This is a genomic window from Ruegeria sp. HKCCA5839 (assembly GCF_013035585.1).
Taxonomy (GTDB): domain Bacteria; phylum Pseudomonadota; class Alphaproteobacteria; order Rhodobacterales; family Rhodobacteraceae; genus Ruegeria.
Map to the genome: position 1 here is coordinate 21,930 of NZ_WQIE01000001.1, position 16,263 is coordinate 38,192.

At 59.5% G+C, this 16,263-nt stretch carries 11 protein-coding genes; 7 read left to right on the forward strand and 4 right to left on the reverse strand.

The window, feature by feature from the left end:
* The first annotated feature begins 88 nt into the window (after nucleotides 1-88).
* Both GOV38_RS00115 and GOV38_RS00120 read left to right on the forward strand, forming a co-directional pair.
* A complete protein-coding gene (locus tag GOV38_RS00115; RefSeq protein ID WP_171207189.1) occupies nucleotides 89-1,495 on the forward strand; it encodes a LysM peptidoglycan-binding domain-containing protein in 1,407 nt (468 codons plus the stop codon).
* A gap of 59 nt (nucleotides 1,496-1,554) precedes the next feature.
* Nucleotides 1,555-3,378 carry an ABC transporter ATP-binding protein/permease gene (locus tag GOV38_RS00120; protein WP_171207190.1) on the forward strand — a complete coding sequence of 608 codons (1,824 nt, stop codon included), beginning with the start codon at nucleotides 1,555-1,557 and terminating at the stop codon, nucleotides 3,376-3,378.
* 2 nt (nucleotides 3,379-3,380) lie between these two features.
* Here GOV38_RS00120 and GOV38_RS00125 read toward each other — a convergent pair whose 3' ends face one another.
* The 3 genes from GOV38_RS00125 to GOV38_RS00135 all read right to left on the reverse strand — a co-directional run bounded on the left by GOV38_RS00125 (nucleotide 3,381) and on the right by GOV38_RS00135 (nucleotide 9,319).
* On the reverse strand, nucleotides 3,381-4,082 hold the full coding sequence (locus GOV38_RS00125; protein ID WP_171207191.1) for a DNA helicase: 702 nt from the start codon (nucleotides 4,080-4,082) through the stop codon (nucleotides 3,381-3,383).
* Between the two features lie 225 nt (nucleotides 4,083-4,307).
* A complete protein-coding gene (locus GOV38_RS00130) occupies nucleotides 4,308-8,093 on the reverse strand; it encodes an efflux RND transporter permease subunit (RefSeq protein WP_171207192.1) in 3,786 nt (1,261 codons plus the stop codon).
* Nucleotides 8,090-9,319, reverse strand: a complete 1,230-nt coding sequence (locus GOV38_RS00135; RefSeq protein WP_171207193.1) for an efflux RND transporter periplasmic adaptor subunit — start codon at nucleotides 9,317-9,319, stop codon at nucleotides 8,090-8,092. The genes GOV38_RS00130 and GOV38_RS00135 overlap by 4 nt, the downstream gene beginning before the upstream one ends.
* A 226-nt stretch (nucleotides 9,320-9,545) precedes the next feature.
* Between GOV38_RS00135 and GOV38_RS00140 the strand changes: the two genes are divergently transcribed.
* From GOV38_RS00140 to GOV38_RS00160, 5 genes are all read left to right on the forward strand, one after another.
* Nucleotides 9,546-10,217 (forward strand): tetratricopeptide repeat protein, encoded by a 672-nt coding sequence (locus tag GOV38_RS00140; RefSeq protein ID WP_171207194.1) that lies wholly within the window; start codon nucleotides 9,546-9,548, stop codon nucleotides 10,215-10,217.
* Nucleotides 10,218-10,259: 42 nt separating this feature from the next.
* Nucleotides 10,260-11,582 (forward strand): PQQ-like beta-propeller repeat protein, encoded by a 1,323-nt coding sequence (locus GOV38_RS00145; protein ID WP_171207195.1) that lies wholly within the window; start codon nucleotides 10,260-10,262, stop codon nucleotides 11,580-11,582.
* Between the two features lie 49 nt (nucleotides 11,583-11,631).
* Nucleotides 11,632-13,095 (forward strand): ribosome biogenesis GTPase Der, encoded by a 1,464-nt coding sequence (gene der, locus GOV38_RS00150; protein ID WP_171207196.1) that lies wholly within the window; start codon nucleotides 11,632-11,634, stop codon nucleotides 13,093-13,095.
* A 166-nt stretch (nucleotides 13,096-13,261) separates the two neighbouring features.
* Nucleotides 13,262-14,248 carry a fatty acid desaturase gene (locus GOV38_RS00155; RefSeq protein WP_171207197.1) on the forward strand — a complete coding sequence of 329 codons (987 nt, stop codon included), beginning with the start codon at nucleotides 13,262-13,264 and terminating at the stop codon, nucleotides 14,246-14,248.
* Nucleotides 14,249-14,337: 89 nt separating this feature from the next.
* A complete protein-coding gene (locus GOV38_RS00160; RefSeq protein ID WP_171207198.1) occupies nucleotides 14,338-14,916 on the forward strand; it encodes a helix-hairpin-helix domain-containing protein in 579 nt (192 codons plus the stop codon).
* 54 nt (nucleotides 14,917-14,970) lie between these two features.
* On the opposite strand, the gene serS is transcribed toward GOV38_RS00160, so the two are convergent.
* On the reverse strand, nucleotides 14,971-16,263 hold the full coding sequence (gene serS / locus GOV38_RS00165; protein WP_171207199.1) for a serine--tRNA ligase: 1,293 nt from the start codon (nucleotides 16,261-16,263) through the stop codon (nucleotides 14,971-14,973).

Consider the following 16,263-nt stretch of genomic DNA (forward strand, 5'->3'; position numbering starts at 1 on the left):
CCTGATAGCGGGATTGATAGATTGTCTCAACCGCCGGGCAGAAAGCTTGCGAGACAAGGCGTTTCTGCGGCGGAATGGAAGGATAGGGATGGACGACAAGTCGGGAAGCAATGGTAGCGGATCGTTTGTCTGGGGAACGATCGCCGGTATCGCCGCAGTGATTGCTGCAGGCGGGTTGTATTTGTCGGGGTATTTCGGCACTGCGCCGCAAGAGGCAGAGGTTGAGCCTGTTGAAGCCTCGGCCCCTCAAACGTCTTCCGCGCCGACACCAGAGACAGATCCCGCGCCGGATACAGCCAGCGTCCCGGCTGTTTCGGCCGACGAGGATGTAGCAGAGCCAGCCAAGACCGCAGAGGCGACCGGGCAGCCCGCTGCCGAGGACCCCGCCGCAGAAGAACCAAAGCCGCAACCCGAGATCGCCACGCCAACTCTGGACCAGATTTTTGTCGAACGCGATGGCTCGGCCCTGCTGTCAGGCAGCGGACAGCCTGGCACAAAGGTCAGCGTCAAGCTGGACGGTGAGACGCTGCATGACTTCATGGTTGATAGCAGCGGCCAGTTTGCGGAGTTCGTTTCGATCCCATTTGCAAACAATGCCCGCGGACTGGTTTTGGAAACCGGAGATGGTGATGAGCTGCGTCGGTCCGACGACTATGTAATCGCGGCTTTGCCGGAACCTGAACCCGCGCCCGCGACGGACGCACCGCAGCCTGAAAGCGTCAACACTGAAACTGCAGCCTTGGACGCAACAGTGGAAGATCAGGCAGAGGCCTCGCCAACTGTCAGCAATCAGCCTGACGATGAGGTCGCCAGCGAAGCGGACGGGAACGCGACAGGTCAAGAGACGGTTGAGGTCGCTACGGCAACACCCGAGCCAAACTCGGAAGCGCCAGCTCAGACTGCCGAAGACACGACAACCGAGACAGAAGCGCCGCAACAGCAGGTGGCGATCCTGCGTTCCGGGGAGGAAGGGGTGGAGCTATTGACGCCGCCCACCGTGAACGAAGCGCCGCCCAAACAGATTGAACTGGATACGATCGGCTATTCGGACACGGGTGAAGTTGAGCTGACAGGCCGTGTTCAAGCGGAATCTTCCGTACGCCTGTATTTAAACAACGAGTTGGTCGCCGATCTCAATCCATCGGATGACGGTGACTGGCGCGGCGAAGTTGAAGGCATCGACCCCGGCGTCTATACGCTGCGCGTGGACGAGGTTGATGACGCAGGCACCGTGGTCAGCCGGTTGGAGACACCCTTCAAACGCGAACCGGTTGAAGTATTGCAGGCGGCTGAGGCAGCAGCGACACCTGAACCAGGGGCAGAGGTGCCGACAATTCGGTCTGTCACAGTTCAACGCGGCGACACGTTGTGGGCGATATCGCGAGAACGGTTCGGCGATGGAATCCTTTACGTCAAACTGTTCGAAGCAAACCGGGATTCGATCCGCGATCCTGATTTGATCTATCCCGGTCAAATCTTTACCGTCCCGGAATGATACTCGCCTCTGGCCCGTTCTGGGCCCGGGCCACTTTCTGAACAAAACCAAGGCACGCCATGAGACGTAAGGGCGCGACCCAATCCGAAGATATGCCTGACGCTGACGAACGTCGCTCGGGTTTGCGCACGATCCGCAAGGTGGCGCCTTACCTGTGGCCCGATGATCAGCCTTGGGTGAAACGTCGCGTTGTTCTGGCGTTGTCCATGCTGGTTCTGGCCAAGCTGATCGCGGTTTACACACCGATCCTTTATAAGGGCGCAGTGGACAGTCTGGCCGGTGAAGGCGTTCCGCCGTTGGCTTTGGGGGCCGTTGGCTTGACCGTTGCCTATGGTGTGGCGCGCATGATGACCGTTGGGTTCCAACAGTTGCGCGATGCTCTTTTTGCCCCTGTCGGGCAGAGGGCTCTGCGGGCGCTGGCGCTTGAGACGTTCCAACATATCCATCAGCTTTCGATGCGCTATCACGTGGCACGCCGAACTGGTGGGCTGAGCCGTATCATTGAACGCGGTGTCAAAGGGGTCGAGTTTCTGCTGCGGTTCCTTCTGTTCTCGATCGGCCCGTTGATCCTTGAACTGTTGTTGGTCGCAATCGTTCTGATGTGGCTGTTTGATGTGTGGTATCTGGTTGTCGTGGCCGCCACGATCGCACTCTATATCTGGTTCACTTTTGCCGTGACCGAATGGCGGGTAAAGCTGCGGCGTGAGATGAACGATCAGGACACCGAGGCCAACCAACGTGCGATCGACAGCCTTCTGAATTTCGAAACTGTTAAGTATTTCAATGCCGAGCAGCGCGAAGCTGAACGCTATGATGTGTCGATGAAAGCTTATGCAGGCGCGGCACTCAAGACAGCCTATTCGCTGGCGTTTCTGAATTTCGGTCAGTCGATGCTGATCACCGGGGGCCTGATCGGTGTGATGGTTCTGGCCGCGTTTGGGGTGCAGAACGGTTCGCTGACCGTCGGCGATTTTGTCATGGTCAACGCCTACATGATCCAGATCACCGTGCCGCTGAATTTCCTGGGAACGGTGTATCGCGAGATTCGCCAATCGCTGGTGGATATGGGGCAGATGTTCGACCTGCTTGAACAACCTGCCGAAGTGGTCGACAAGGCCTGCGCTCCGAACCTGCGCGTGCAGGGCGGTGCGGTGACGCTGGAGGATGTGCACTTCGGCTATGATCCCGACCGAGAGATCCTCAAGGGCGTGTCATTGACCGTTCCCGCAGGCAAGACTGTGGCGATTGTGGGCGCGACCGGCTCGGGCAAATCCACCATCGGGCGGTTGCTGTTTCGCTTCTATGACGTCACCGGCGGTGCGCTGAAGATCGATGATCAGGATGTGCGCGATGTCACACAGTCCAGCCTGCATGCCGCGATTGGGGTTGTTCCCCAGGACACGGTGCTGTTCAACGACACAATCCGATACAACATCGCCTATGGCCGCGACAATGCCACACAAGCTGATGTGGAAGAGGCCGCCAAGGCCGCGCAGATCCACGACTTCATCGAAACGCTGCCGCAAGGCTATGACACCAAGGTGGGTGAGCGCGGGCTGAAACTGTCAGGCGGTGAGAAACAGCGGGTCGGCATCGCCCGGACGCTCCTGAAAAACCCGCCCATCCTGCTGCTGGATGAAGCGACCTCGGCGCTGGACACCGACACGGAGCAGGAGATCAAGGATGCCCTGGCCCGTGCCGGAGAGGGGCGCACCGTCATCACCATCGCTCACCGTCTCAGCACCATCGCCGAGGCTGACCTCATCGTGGTGCTGGAACGTGGCGAGATAATCGAGCAGGGCACCCATGACGACCTTCTGGCACGCGAGGGGCGCTATGCCCAGCTCTGGAACCGTCAGCAATCGGATGTGCAGGCCGCCTGACCTCAGGCTGCGAGATCAATCTGGAGCTTGCCCTGATGCAAAAAGAGGATCCGGTCGAACAGCGACAGGTCCAACGGATTGGGCAGGCGTATGTCTGACCGGTCGGGCATGGGCTTGCCGCTCAGATCAAAGGATCGGTCGATTTGTGAGATCAGGACGCAGATCGCGCCGGTGGCCTTGGCATAGTCGCGCAGGGCACGGGCCTGATCGTTCAGGCTAGGATTGCTTCGCTTTTGGTCCAGCAGTTGCAAATAATCCACCACGATCAGGGCAGGGCGCTGCGCCTGTTCTACGCGGCTGATGACATAGCTCGCGGATACGTCATCCGAGGTATCAACACAGAGCGCCTTTTGCGCTTCTGACAGCCCCAACGCTTGCAGGCGATCCGCGATGTCGCGTTGGTGATAGTCTAGGGTAAAGAAGTATCCGTCTCGTCCCAGCGTTTTGGCCTTTGAGGCCAGTTCCAGCCCCAGCAGCGTTTTGCCCTGGCCGGGTCTGGCCCCAAGCAAGATCAACTGTCCTGGCTCCAGCCGTGACAGGATCTTCGTTGCGGCTGTGTCGCTGGACGATGCGAGATGGCTCCAGCTTTGGAATCCTTCTTGTTGTGCAATTCGGTCCAGCGCTTCGTGCAATGGGATTGCGCGCTGACGGGCAAGCTGTTTGGCCTGTCGTTTCAACACATAGATGGGGGCGGATAAAAGCATAGGTGGTCCTCCTCTTCCGAGCAGTCGATGCAATCCCTCCTTATGCGTGCGCTCGAATGAGTCGTGTCCAGATTGGATCAACTCCGTATGACAGATGCTTCCCGGATGGAGGGCGGAGGCCCGAGCAAGGCCTTAAGGAAGAGTGCCCAAGATCAGCCCCCAAGACAAGGTTCAAAACGAAAACAGGGCCTGCCATTGGCAAGCCCTGTGACCAATGTTGAGGGGTCATTCAGCCGCGCGAAGCGGGGGGCCGGGGGGCAGGTCCAGCTCAGGATCGCGCGGTTTGCTTGGGGGCGGGGCCTCGCCCTCGGTCCATACAATCTCTGTTGATTGCATGTTGCGGGCGGTGCGTCCGATGGCCATGTCGCGTGCGATCTGGCTGGACCGGCCAGCGGTGACCCGCGCAAGCGACTTGGCGATCCAGACGATATAGGTGGTCACCCAGACCCGCAGCGCCAGCAGCGAGGGCGTCACAATCAGCGTCAGCACCGTGGCGGTGCCCAGGCCAAAGACCACGGCGGTGGCCAGTTGTTTCCACCACAGCGCGGTGGGGCTGTCGATCGAATAGCCGCCGCCGATAAAGTCCAGCGACAGGCCGAACATCATCGGTGTCAGGCCCGCCATCGTGGTCAGCGTGGTCAACAGAACCGGGCGAATCCGCGCCTCGGCCGTGCGCACGATGGCGTCGATCCGGGGCATATAACGGCTGTATTCCTGATATGTGTCGATCAGAACGATATTGTTGTTCACCACGATCCCCGCCAGCGCCACGATGCCTGTACCGGTCATGATGATCGAGAAAGGCTGTTCCATCACGATCATGCCGATCAGAACACCGGTGGTCGACAGGACCACGGCCAGCAGGACCAGAACCGAGTTGTAGAACGAGTTGAACTGCGCCAGCAGGATCACGAACATCAGGCCCAAAGCGGCCAGGAACGCGCTGGACAGGAAGGCTTGGCTTTCGGCCTGATCTTCCTGGTCACCGGTCCATTCCCAAGACACTGAGCTGGCGAAGGGCGACGTGTTAAGCCATTCGGTCAGAACCGCGATCCGTTCGTTCGGGTTGACCAGGGAAAACCGCGCGTCGCCATCATCGATCATTGCGCGCAAGGCGTCCACGCTGTCCGCTCCGGTCAGTTGCACCAGTTCATAGGTTTTACCGTCTGCGCTGGTGATCACGGTGCCCGCAGGCTCGGCCCCGTCGGCCACTTCGCGAACCAGAGCCTGACGTTGCTCGGACCCGTCCGCGCCAGTGGTGGCCACTTTGCTGATGCCAGGTTCAACATCCGCCTTCACGTCATAGTACCGCTGCTGATCCACACGGTTGATCTGCGCCAGCTTTGCGACCGGCTTGCGGGTCACAAAGTTCGACAGCGGAACCAACCCGTCCGGTGTGCGTACTTTGAGCGTATCGAGCGTAGACAAGACGCGATCCTGATCGGGTAGACGGACGCGGATCTCGATCTCCTCGTCGGTGCTGTCGGGGCGCATCTCACCCAGCAGGATGCCGCGCGTGACCAGTTGCACCATGGCACCCACCGTGGCCACGTCCGCGCCAAAGCGACCGGCCTTGGCCACATCCACGTCGATCTGCCAGTCGATGCCGGGCAGGGGCAGTGTGTCTTCGATCTTGATCAGGCCCGGTGTGTTGTCGAACGCCTCGCGCGCCGCCAGCGTGGCCGAGGTTAGATCCTCCCAGCCTTCGCCCTTGATGCGCAGATGAACGGGCTTGGCCGAGGCCGGGCCTTGTTCCAGCGGCAGGATTTCGACGACAAAACCGGGCAGTTGCGCCAGCTGCGCGTTCAGCTCATCAATCACAAAGTCGCCATCAAATTCGGGCGCGACGAAATGCCGGTCAAACAGACCCCAGAACACGGATTCCGAGACGTTCGGGCGGTCTTCCCACGGGATGATCTCGAACTGAACCTGGCCGATTGTATCGGCAGGCGGTTGGGCTCCACCATTGTTCTGGTTCAGTCCGCCTTCGCCAGCGAAGGCAAAGACGTTGATCACCGCAGGGTGGGCCGCGATGACCTCTTCAGCGGCCAGAACCAGTTGGTCTTTTTCAGCCAGCGATACGTTGCCGCGTGCGCGGACATAGGCGGTGGCCTGCTCTGGTTCGCTTTCGACAAAGAACTCCACACCGCGGGATTCCTGCGGGAACCAGACGAAGGTGACGTAGAAAACCACCCCGAATACAGCCGCCAACGACACCAGCGGCATCACCGGGTTGCCAACGAGGAATTTCATCAGATAGCCGAACGGCGTGTGTTCCTTGGTGGTCTGGATACGCTCTTCACGGTTGCGTTCGATCTTTGCCGCGCTCAGCGTTACCGAACCTGCAAAAGCGCCGAACAGGAACAGGAGCGCCCCCAAGACGACACCGCCGCCGGGCACCAGATAGTCAGGGTTCAGCATCTGCATCGCGCCCAGGAAGATCATGTAAAGCGCCGGGGGCACCAGCAGCGCCCGGACCCACCACGGTGTGCGTGCCCGCAGCCAGTTCGAAATACGATCAAATACGCGGCTCAAGCGGCCCGATACCCCGCCCATCACAGGCAGATAGATCAGAGCCACGATCAGAGAGGCCGAGAGAACAAAGATCAGCGTAACGGGCAACATGCCCATGAACTCACCCGGCACACCGGGCCAGAACAACATGGGCAAGAAGGCGCAGAGGGTTGTGGCGGTGGATGAAACAATGGGCCAGAACATGCGCTGCGCAGCCTCGACATAGGCGTGCATTGGGCCCACGCCCTCTTTGATGCGCTTGTCGGCGTATTCCACGACGACGATAGCACCATCGACCAGCATTCCGACGGCCAGGATCAGACCGAACATCACGATGTTCGAGATCGTGACGCCCATCACCGCGAGGAAAGCAAAACACAGCAGGAACGAGGTGGGGATCGCAAAGCCCACCAGCAGCGCCGCCCGTGTGCCCAGTGACGCCAGCACCACGATCATCACCAGTGCAATCGCCGTCAGAACCGAGCCTTCAAGCTGTCCGACCATTGACGCAACGATACGGCTTTGGTCATTCGAGGTGCCCAGGGTGACGGCAGCCTGTAGCTCGGGGGGCCATTTCGTCTGCGCCTCGGCGATGGTCTCTTTCACCAGTGCGACTGTGTCGATCAGGTTGAAGCCCTTACGCTTGACCACCTGCAAAGCTACAGTTGCTTCGCCATCAAAACGGGCCGTACCTTCGCGATCTTCGAATGTGTAATTGATCTGCGCCAGCTCGCCCAAGGTAACCACCCGGTCACCATTGACCTTGATGGGCAGACCATAGACATCCTGCGCGGTCTTGAACGACGAGGGGATCTTGACCGAGAATGTCCCTTGCGCTGTTTCCACCTCACCCGCCGCGATCAATTGGTTGTTGTTCTGCACAACATTGATCAGCTCTGCTGCGGTGACGTTGTAAGATTCCAGTCGAAGCGGGTCGATCACGACCTCAAGCATCTCATCGCGGTTGCCCGCAATACCGGCCTCAAGCACCGCGTCAAGCGCTTCAAGCTCGTCCTGCAAATCTTTGGCTACGCGGGCCATAGTCCGCTCGGGTACGGCACCGGTCAGATTGACGATGACAATGGGGAATTCCGAGAAATTGATCTCGGTCAGCGTGTATTGTTCGGCCCCGGCGGGGAAATCCGCCTGCGCGCTGTTCATGGCATCGCGTACGTCGGCGGTAATGGCCGTTTTGTCCCAACCAAAGTCGAACTCGAGCGCGACACCGGCATAGCCTTCGGCAGCGGTGGCGGTCATTTCCTTCAGACCGTCCAGATCGGCCAGCTCGGTCTCCATCGGTTTGACAAGCAGGCTTTCTGAATCTTCTGCCGAAATACCGGGGAATTGCACCGATACAAAGAGAGCCGGGATTTCGATATCCGGCTCACCTTCTTTGGGCAGACTGACATAGGCAAATCCGCCGATGATCAGCGAAATCGCAATAAAGGCCAGGACCATCCTGGCACGATCTGCAGCCCAACTGACAACACCGGTCATTGCGACGCTTCCCGATAGGTGGGCGCGACCTGGACGCCGCGCGTGACAAATTCCTGGCCGACAACAATAACATCAGCCGTTTCGGCCAGCCCTCCGACCCAGACGCCTTCGGACGTGTCGCGCAGCAGACGGATGGGCATGAAGTCCACCACGTTGCCAGCGCCCACGGTTCTGACACCCAATGTGCCATCGTTGTTCAGGGTAAGAGCCGATTGTGGCAGCTTGTGGGCTTTCACGCCTTCCGCCGCGATCTGAATGTCTGCGGTCTGGCCATCCCGGATCAGAAGCTCGGGGTTTGGAACGGTGATTTCCACTTCGAACGTGCGGGTCGTTTCATCGGCGGAACGGCTCAGGAAGGTGACACGACCTTCGACTTGCAGACCTGTTACCAGCTGCGCCTGCGCCATCGAGCCGACAAGGATGCGGTTTACCTCGGTTTCCGGGACAAAACCCACAAGTTTGATCGGGTTCAGCTGGATCACGGTGGCGCAAAGCGATCCGGGCTGCATCAGGCTACCCAGCTCGGCGGTGTCGCTTTCCAACAGACCACGGAAAGGAGCTTTGATGGCAAGACGAGCCATTTCGCGCTGCGCGGCGGCGACCTCGGCACTTGCGGCTTCGATACCTGCTTGCGTTGCCTCAAGTCCGGCCTCGGCAGATTTCACACCGGCAAGGGCAGAACTCATCGCAGCTTCACTTGAAATACGGCGCGTTTCCGATCCAAATCCAGTCTCAGAGAGTTTGCGGGCAGCCTTCAGATTGATGTCCGCCTCGGCCACAAGCGCGTGAGCTTCTTCAAGGCGGGCTTCGGCCTCGGGTACACGGCTTTCGGCCTCAAGTTGAGCGGCCAATGCCTCGGCAAGGCTGGCCTGACGCGTGCCAACGTCGAGTTCGCACAACAAATCGCCAGCCTCAACAAAGGCGCCTTTGCGTTTTGGCTCGGATACAACTGTCGATGTCGTTTCTGCCAGAACTTCGACCTGACGGTTCGCCTTGGTCTGCCCGCGCAACTGAACGGCACTGCCGATTTCCTGGGCTGTGGAGCGCAATACAACGACTCCAATAGCGTTTTCAGACGACGCCGTGACGTCAGCTTCAGCAGATGCGGGTATCTCGGTTTCTGAGTCTTCGCGTCCGGCAAAGGCAAACAATGCATCACGCTCGAACACTACGAAATAGAGCACGGTGATGACCAACGCGGCGTTTACGAATGAAATCAAACGCATGTGAAGCCTCTCAAACATCTACAGTCGGAAAAACAAAGACTCAGTATGCCATGAAGTGGGGTCAGAATCCCAATTTGTCCATACTGAACTGAATAGTTCGGTTTAGTTTTTTTAGCAAGCCCTGCGGCTGTAGGGGGAAATGTGAGGAAACCGACCCTTGGCTTGCTCAAAGCACCGGGGTATGACATGGCGCTAGGAAATTGAGAAATACAGCCTGGGGGCGGGGATGAGCGACGTCGACAGTTTCATTGATGAGGTCACCGAAGAGGTGCGCCGCGACCGCATGTATCTGCTGCTTCGGAGATGGGGCTGGGTCGGCGTGGTCGCCGTTGTGGCCATCGTTGGTGGGGCCGCCTTCAACGAATACCGCAAAGCCAGCAAAGCGGCGCAAGCTGAGGCGCTGGGCGACTCCATATTGGCCGCGCTGCAGCAAAACAACTCGGCCGAGCGCGCCAACAGTCTTCAAGCTGTGGTCACAGAGACACCCGGAGAAGACGCAATCTTAAAGATGCTTCTGGCCGAGTCGCAGGTTCAAAACGGCAATCTTGACGCAGCGGTCGCCAACCTGAACGCGGTCGCCGTTCAGGGCGACCTGCCGGAAATATACCGCGCAATGGCCACTTTCAAAGCGCTGTTGCTTCAATCGGAAAGCCTGCCTGCGGCGGATCGCCGGCAACAATTCGAAGCATTGACCGCGCCAGGTGCGCCGTTGCGGCTGTTGGCCGAAGAACAGATAGCTTTGATAGATGTGACCGAGGGAAATACCCAAGCTGCTCTGGATCGTTTGCAAACCCTGCGTCAGGACGCCGAAGCCAGCACCAGCTTGCAACAGCGCGCGGCGCAAATGATTGTCGCCTTGGGGGGCGAGCCCGAGCCGGTTGTGGCCCCGCAGGGCTAACCGGCGATCAGAGGAAGAAATGACAGGCGGGTTCAAAGACACATGGTAACACGACTTTTCCCACGCTTCGGCCTCGCGACTGCGGCGCTGGCCCTGACGGTGCTGAGCGCCTGTGAAGAACCCGAAATCATTCTGCCCGGCCCGCGTGAGGATATTCGGCCCGTCATCGACAACGAAACGATAGCCATTTCCGGGGCCAGCCCGATCAGCCTTCCGGCTCAGACCAGCAATGCGAGTTGGGCACAAAGCCCGGGCACTCAGGCATTCCGCACCACCCATGCCGCGCTCAGTTCCGCGCCTCAACGGATCTGGTCAGCCTCGATTGGCAAAGGGGATAGCCGAAAAGAGCGGATCACAGCGGACCCGGTTGTTGCTGGGGGGCTGATCTATACGCTGGATTCGGGCGCGACCGTCTCGGCGGTGAATGCGCAAGGGCAGGTTGCCTGGCAGACCGGTCTGATCCCGGCCAGCGAGAAAGAGGGCGACGCCACGGGCGGCGGCATGGCCTATGCAAATGGTGTGCTCTATGTCTCGTCCGGGTTTGGTCGTCTCACGGCAATTGATGCGCAATCCGGTGCGATCCGCTGGCAGAAACGCCTGAATGCGACCGGCAGCGGAGCGCCGCTGGTCAGCGATGGGTTGCTTTATGTTGTTGCAGGCGATGAAACCGCTTGGGTTGTCGATACCAAAGACGGGCGCATCGCCTGGCAGATTCAGGGTACGCCCAGCGTCGGCAATGTGCTGGGCGCGCCTGCTCCGGTGCTCGCCTCTGATCTGGCTGTCTTTGCCTTTGGCTCGGGCGACATCGCGGCCGCGTTCCGCCGGGGTGGTATTCGCCGCTGGAACGCATCGGTTGCAGGCGGGCGGCGCGGACGCGCTGCGGCGCTGATCGTCGATGTAACCGGTGGGCCGATGGTTGTTGGCAACACTGTCTATATCGGTAACCATTCTGGCCGGACTGTCGCGTTAGACGGCGCCACGGGTGAGCGGAACTGGACCGCGCTGGAAGGGGCTGTTGATACCGTCTGGCCTGCGGGCAACAGCATATTCCTGATCAGTGACCGCAGCCAGCTGGTGCGTCTTGACGCGGCAGACGGTTCGATCGTGTGGGCACAGGACTTGCCGGGTTTTATCAAGGACAAGCCCGGTCGGCGTGGTCCGATTGTGGCCCATTATGGCCCGATCCTGGCCGGTGGCCGCATCGTGATTGCCTCAAACGATGGTTTTTTGCGGTTCTTCAACCCGGTTGACGGAGCGCTTGTGCATCAGGTCGAGGTGCCGGGTGGGGCAACCACCGCGCCGGTTGTGGCGGGGCAGACGCTCTATGTCGTGTCGACCAAGGGTGATCTACACGCTTTCCGTTGACCGCAAGATGCGCTAAAGGGCGCTTCTTGAGTCTTGAAAGTTGAGTATCATGTCGCTGACCCTCGCCATCGTGGGGCGCCCGAATGTGGGCAAATCCACCTTGTTCAACCGCCTTGTGGGCAAACGTCTGGCCTTGGTCGACGACCAGCCTGGCGTGACGCGCGACCTGCGCGAAGGCGAAGGCCGTCTGGGCGATCTGCGGTTTACCGTGATTGATACCGCCGGACTTGAGGATGCAACCGATGACAGCTTGCAAGGCCGGATGCGCCGCCTGACCGAACGTGCGGTTGATATGGCTGATGTCTGCCTGTTCATGATCGATGCGCGCACCGGTCTGACCCCAACCGACGAGATGTTCGCCGAAATCCTGCGCAAACGCGCCAAGCATGTGATCCTGGCGGCCAACAAGGCCGAAGGGTCGGCGGCAGATGCCGGTGTGCTTGAGGCCTATAACCTTGGGCTTGGAGAACCTGTGCGCCTGTCGGGCGAACATGGCGAAGGGATGACCGACCTCTATGCGCAGCTGATGCCTTTGGCCGATGCAGCGGCCGAGACGGCGCAGGACGACACACCGGAAACCGATATCGAGCTGGACGAAGATGGTGAGGGCGATGCGCCGCTGATCTCGGACGCCAAGCCATTGCAAGTGGCCGTGGTGGGCCGCCCGAACGCAGGCAAATCGACGCTGATCAACAAGATCATCGGCGAAGATCGCCTGCTGACGGGCCCCGAGGCCGGGATTACCCGCGACGCGATCAGCTTGCGCGTCGACTGGGCTGACCCGGATGGCAGCAGCACGCCAATGCGGATTTTCGACACCGCCGGAATGCGCAAAAAGGCCAAGGTGCAGGAGAAACTTGAGAAGCTCTCAGTCTCGGACGGGCTGCGCGCGGTGAAATTTGCCGAAGTTGTGGTGGTTCTGCTGGACGCGGCCATTCCGTTCGAACAGCAGGACTTGCGCATTGCTGATCTGGCCGAGCGCGAGGGCCGTGCCGTTGTGGTGGCCGTGAACAAATGGGACGTTGAGGACAACAAGCAGGAGAAACTGCGTGATCTGAAAGAATCCTTCGAACGTCTGTTGCCGCAGCTGCGCGGCGCGCCGCTGATCACCGTATCAGCCAAGACGGGTCGCGGGCTAGAGCGTCTGCGCGCCGCGATCCTGCGCGCCCATGACGTCTGGAACCGTCGTGTGCCAACCGCTGCGCTGAACCGCTGGCTGACGGCGATGCTGGAGCAACACCCGCCACCGGCCCCTCAGGGCCGCCGTATCAAACTGCGCTATATGACCCAGGCCAAGACACGGCCGCCGGGTTTTGTTGTCATGTGCTCGCACCCGGACAAGATGCCCGAAAGCTATAGCCGCTATCTGGTCAACGGGCTTCGTGAAGATTTCGATATGCCCGGAACTCCGATCCGCCTGACGCTGCGCGGACAGGGCGACAAGAACCCCTATAAGGGCCGGCGCAAGAAAAATGCCGGCGCACTGGCCAAGCATCTGAAAGGACGGGCGTAACCGCGCCAATTTTCAGCATTTTTGTTCTCAGGGCGTGACAGGCTAGTGTCATCGCGATACCCTTAACCCGCGCGCCTCCCGTTTTGCGTGCAAGCTGCTTGTCTGCGGGTCAACCGCATCTAGTTTGAAAGGTGAATTGGCCGGGCCACTGTGGGGACAGGACTTGATGGATCTGAGAGAATACACAAGACAATACGCAGTGCAGGACAATCGACTGGCTGCGTTGAGCTATTTTGGAACCTTTGCGGTGTATTTCGCGTCGCTGGCGTTGGCGATTGCCTATGTTGAACAGTGGTACATCATGCTGCCCGCAGGCATCGTCTTTGCCTTTTCCGCTGTGCGTCTCTATGTGCTTCAGCATGATTGCGGCCATCATTCCCTGTTCGAAACACGCGCGCAAAATGAATGGGCCGGGCATGGTTTGTCGCCCTTCACCTTTGCCCCCTTTGAGGTGATGAAGCAGAACCATAACCTGCATCATTCGGGCATCGGCAACCTGGAGCATCGCGAAACCGGTGAAATCCACACCATGACCTTGCGGGAATGGAACGCAGCCGACTGGAAAACGCGCCTGTTTTACAGGCTTTATCGCAATCCGTTCATCCTTGTACCGGTAGGCGCTCTGTTCACCTATTTCATTCGCTATCGCTGGCCCAAGAATACGCTGCGCTTTGGTGTGACCGGAGTTTTTCTGCACAACCTGTCCATCGTGGTTTTCCTTGGGCTGCTCTATCTGATCGCCGGAGCAACCGGTGTGCTGGTCTGGCTGGTCTTTTCCTTTGTGGGCGGGATGCTGGGCGTCTTTCTGGTGTATCTGCAACACAATTTCGAAGACACCTATTGGGACCGTAGACCCGAATTGGATCCGAAAATTGCAGCGCTTCAAGGCTCGTCCGCGCTGGATTTCGGGTGGTGGTTCGACAATGCGGTGGCGTGTATCACGCTGCATGACATCCACCATTTCAACGCGCGCATCCCATCCTACCGGTTGCGGGCCTGCCACTATAACCTGCCCGAAGAGTACACCCCGCGGCGGATCAAATTCCCCGAGGCGGTGGCGGCTTTGAACCTGAAACTTTGGGATGAGGATGCCAAACGCCTGGTGCCATTTCCAAAGCCCGACTCAGACATCAGGTTGGCGCAGAGCAGTTAGCAGCGAAACTTCTATTCAAGGCATAGGCTTGCGTAAGTGTATATGCTGTGTATATACCGTTGCCTGAGACGTTAGTGAGAGGACCAACAATGACAGCAGTTACCGAGGTGCGCGGAGTGGGGTCAGCATTGGCTCAGGCTTTGAGTGGTGCCGGTTTCAAGACGGCCGAAGACCTGGCCAAGGCCACACCTGAAGATCTGCTGAAGGTTCCACGTATCGGTTCCGCGCGTGCGGTTGCTCTGATCGCGGCTGCGAAAGAGGCGGGTCAGACGAGACCGGCGGCCAAGGCACCGGCCACGCGCAAGCCCGCTGCACGCAAACCTGCGACCAGATCGGCGGCGCGCCGGTCCACTGCGCCAGCCCGCGCCACTGCTGCTGCCAAAAAGGCGGCGGCGGAAAAGAAAGCGGCCGAGCAGAAAGCAGCGGAAGAAAAGGCCGCCGCAGAAAAAGCTGCAGCAGAAAAGGCCGCTGCCGAGGCGAAGGCCAAGAAAAAGGCCAAGGCCAAAGCCAAGGCCGAAAAAGCCGCCAAAAAGAAATCCGAGATCGAAACCGCCTTCAAGAAAGCCAAAGAGAAGGTGAAGGAAAAGTCCAAGAAGGACAAAAAGTCCAAATCGAAGGACAAGAAAAAATCGGATAAGAAAAAGGATAAGAAAAAGGCGAAGAAGTAAACCTTCCTCGCCCGTTGTATCGGAACCGGTTCGTCTGCCGACGCGCCGGTTTTCTTATGTCAGCGTTCCGTCCGCTGTCAGAGTACGTTTGCCACCCAGATAGGGCGCCAGCACTTCGGGCAGGGTGACAGTGCCGTCTGCATTCTGACCGTTTTCCAAGACCGCAATCAGGCAACGGCCGACGGCCAGGCCCGAGCCGTTCAGCGTGTGAACATATTCCGGCTTGCCACCACTTTCGGGGCGGAAACGCGCGTTCATGCGGCGGGCCTGAAAGGCGCCGGTGGTCGAGACCGAGCTGATCTCGCGATACGCGTCCTGACCGGGCAACCAGGCTTCGATATCGAAGGTCCGACGCGCGCCAAAGCCCATATCCCCGGTGCACAGGACAACGGTGCGATAGGGGATGCCCAACTGCTCCAACAAATCCTCAGCGCAGCGCAGCATGCGTTTCTGCTCCTCATCGGACTTGTCCGGATGTGTGATCGAGACCATCTCGACCTTTTCGAACTGGTGCTGGCGCAGCATCCCGGCGGTATCCTTACCAGCGCTGCCAGCCTCGGACCGGAAACAGGCGGTATGGGCGGTCATGCGAATGGGCAGGGCGGCTTCGTCCAGAATGTCACCCGCCACCGAATAGGTCAGGGTAACCTCGGACGTGGGGATCAACCACCAGCCATTGGTGGTTTGATAGCTCTCTTCGCCGAATTTCGGCAGTTTGTCGGTGCCGTACATCGCCTCGTCCCGGACCAGAACCGGAACTTGCATTTCGGTCAATCCGTTCTTGTCGATATGGGTGTCCAGCATGAACTGAGACAGCGCGCGGTGAATGCGCGCGACGCCTTTGGACAGGTTCACAAAGCGGCTGCCGCTGGTCTTGGCCGCCGTTTCGAAATCCATGCCCGCAGCGACGGCAGGGATTTCATAGTGCTCTTTTGGCTCGAAATCGAACGCGCGTGGTGTGCCCCAGCGGCTGACTTCGACATTGTCGTCTTCGTCAGCCCCTTGCGGGACGTCATCGGCAGGCAGGTTGGGAATGCGCGCAAGTTGATCGGTCAGCAGAGCATCAAGGTCCTTGGCCTCGGTCTGCATTCGAGCGATCTCGGCCTTCTTTTCTGCGACCAAGGCGCGCAGCCGCTCAAACTCGGCCTCATCTCCGCGACCCTTGGCTGCGCCGACCTCTTTGCTGGCCTTGTTCTGTTCAGCCTGTGCGGTTTCAGCTGCCAGGATCTTGGCCCGGCGGCTCTCGTCCAGTCGCAACAGATCTGACGACACCGGCGCGTCCCCACGGCGCGCAAGGGCGGCGTCGAAGGCGGCAGGGTTTTCGCGAATGGCGCGGATGTCGTGCAT

What these genes read in the sequence shown, in the direction of transcription:
- GOV38_RS00115 (WP_171207189.1), top strand. Translation starts at nt 89, where the DNA reads ATGGACGACAAGTCGGGAAGCAATGGTAGCGGATCGTTTGTCTGGGGA.
- GOV38_RS00120 (WP_171207190.1), top strand. Translation starts at nt 1,555, where the DNA reads ATGAGACGTAAGGGCGCGACCCAATCCGAAGATATGCCTGACGCTGAC.
- GOV38_RS00125 (WP_171207191.1), bottom strand. Translation starts at nt 4,082, where the DNA reads ATGCTTTTATCCGCCCCCATCTATGTGTTGAAACGACAGGCCAAACAG.
- GOV38_RS00130 (WP_171207192.1), bottom strand. Translation starts at nt 8,093, where the DNA reads ATGACCGGTGTTGTCAGTTGGGCTGCAGATCGTGCCAGGATGGTCCTG.
- GOV38_RS00135 (WP_171207193.1), bottom strand. Translation starts at nt 9,319, where the DNA reads ATGCGTTTGATTTCATTCGTAAACGCCGCGTTGGTCATCACCGTGCTC.
- GOV38_RS00140 (WP_171207194.1), top strand. Translation starts at nt 9,546, where the DNA reads ATGAGCGACGTCGACAGTTTCATTGATGAGGTCACCGAAGAGGTGCGC.
- GOV38_RS00145 (WP_171207195.1), top strand. Translation starts at nt 10,260, where the DNA reads ATGGTAACACGACTTTTCCCACGCTTCGGCCTCGCGACTGCGGCGCTG.
- der (WP_171207196.1), top strand. Translation starts at nt 11,632, where the DNA reads ATGTCGCTGACCCTCGCCATCGTGGGGCGCCCGAATGTGGGCAAATCC.
- GOV38_RS00155 (WP_171207197.1), top strand. Translation starts at nt 13,262, where the DNA reads ATGGATCTGAGAGAATACACAAGACAATACGCAGTGCAGGACAATCGA.
- GOV38_RS00160 (WP_171207198.1), top strand. Translation starts at nt 14,338, where the DNA reads ATGACAGCAGTTACCGAGGTGCGCGGAGTGGGGTCAGCATTGGCTCAG.
- serS (WP_171207199.1), bottom strand. Translation starts at nt 16,263, where the DNA reads ATGCACGACATCCGCGCCATTCGCGAAAACCCTGCCGCCTTCGACGCC.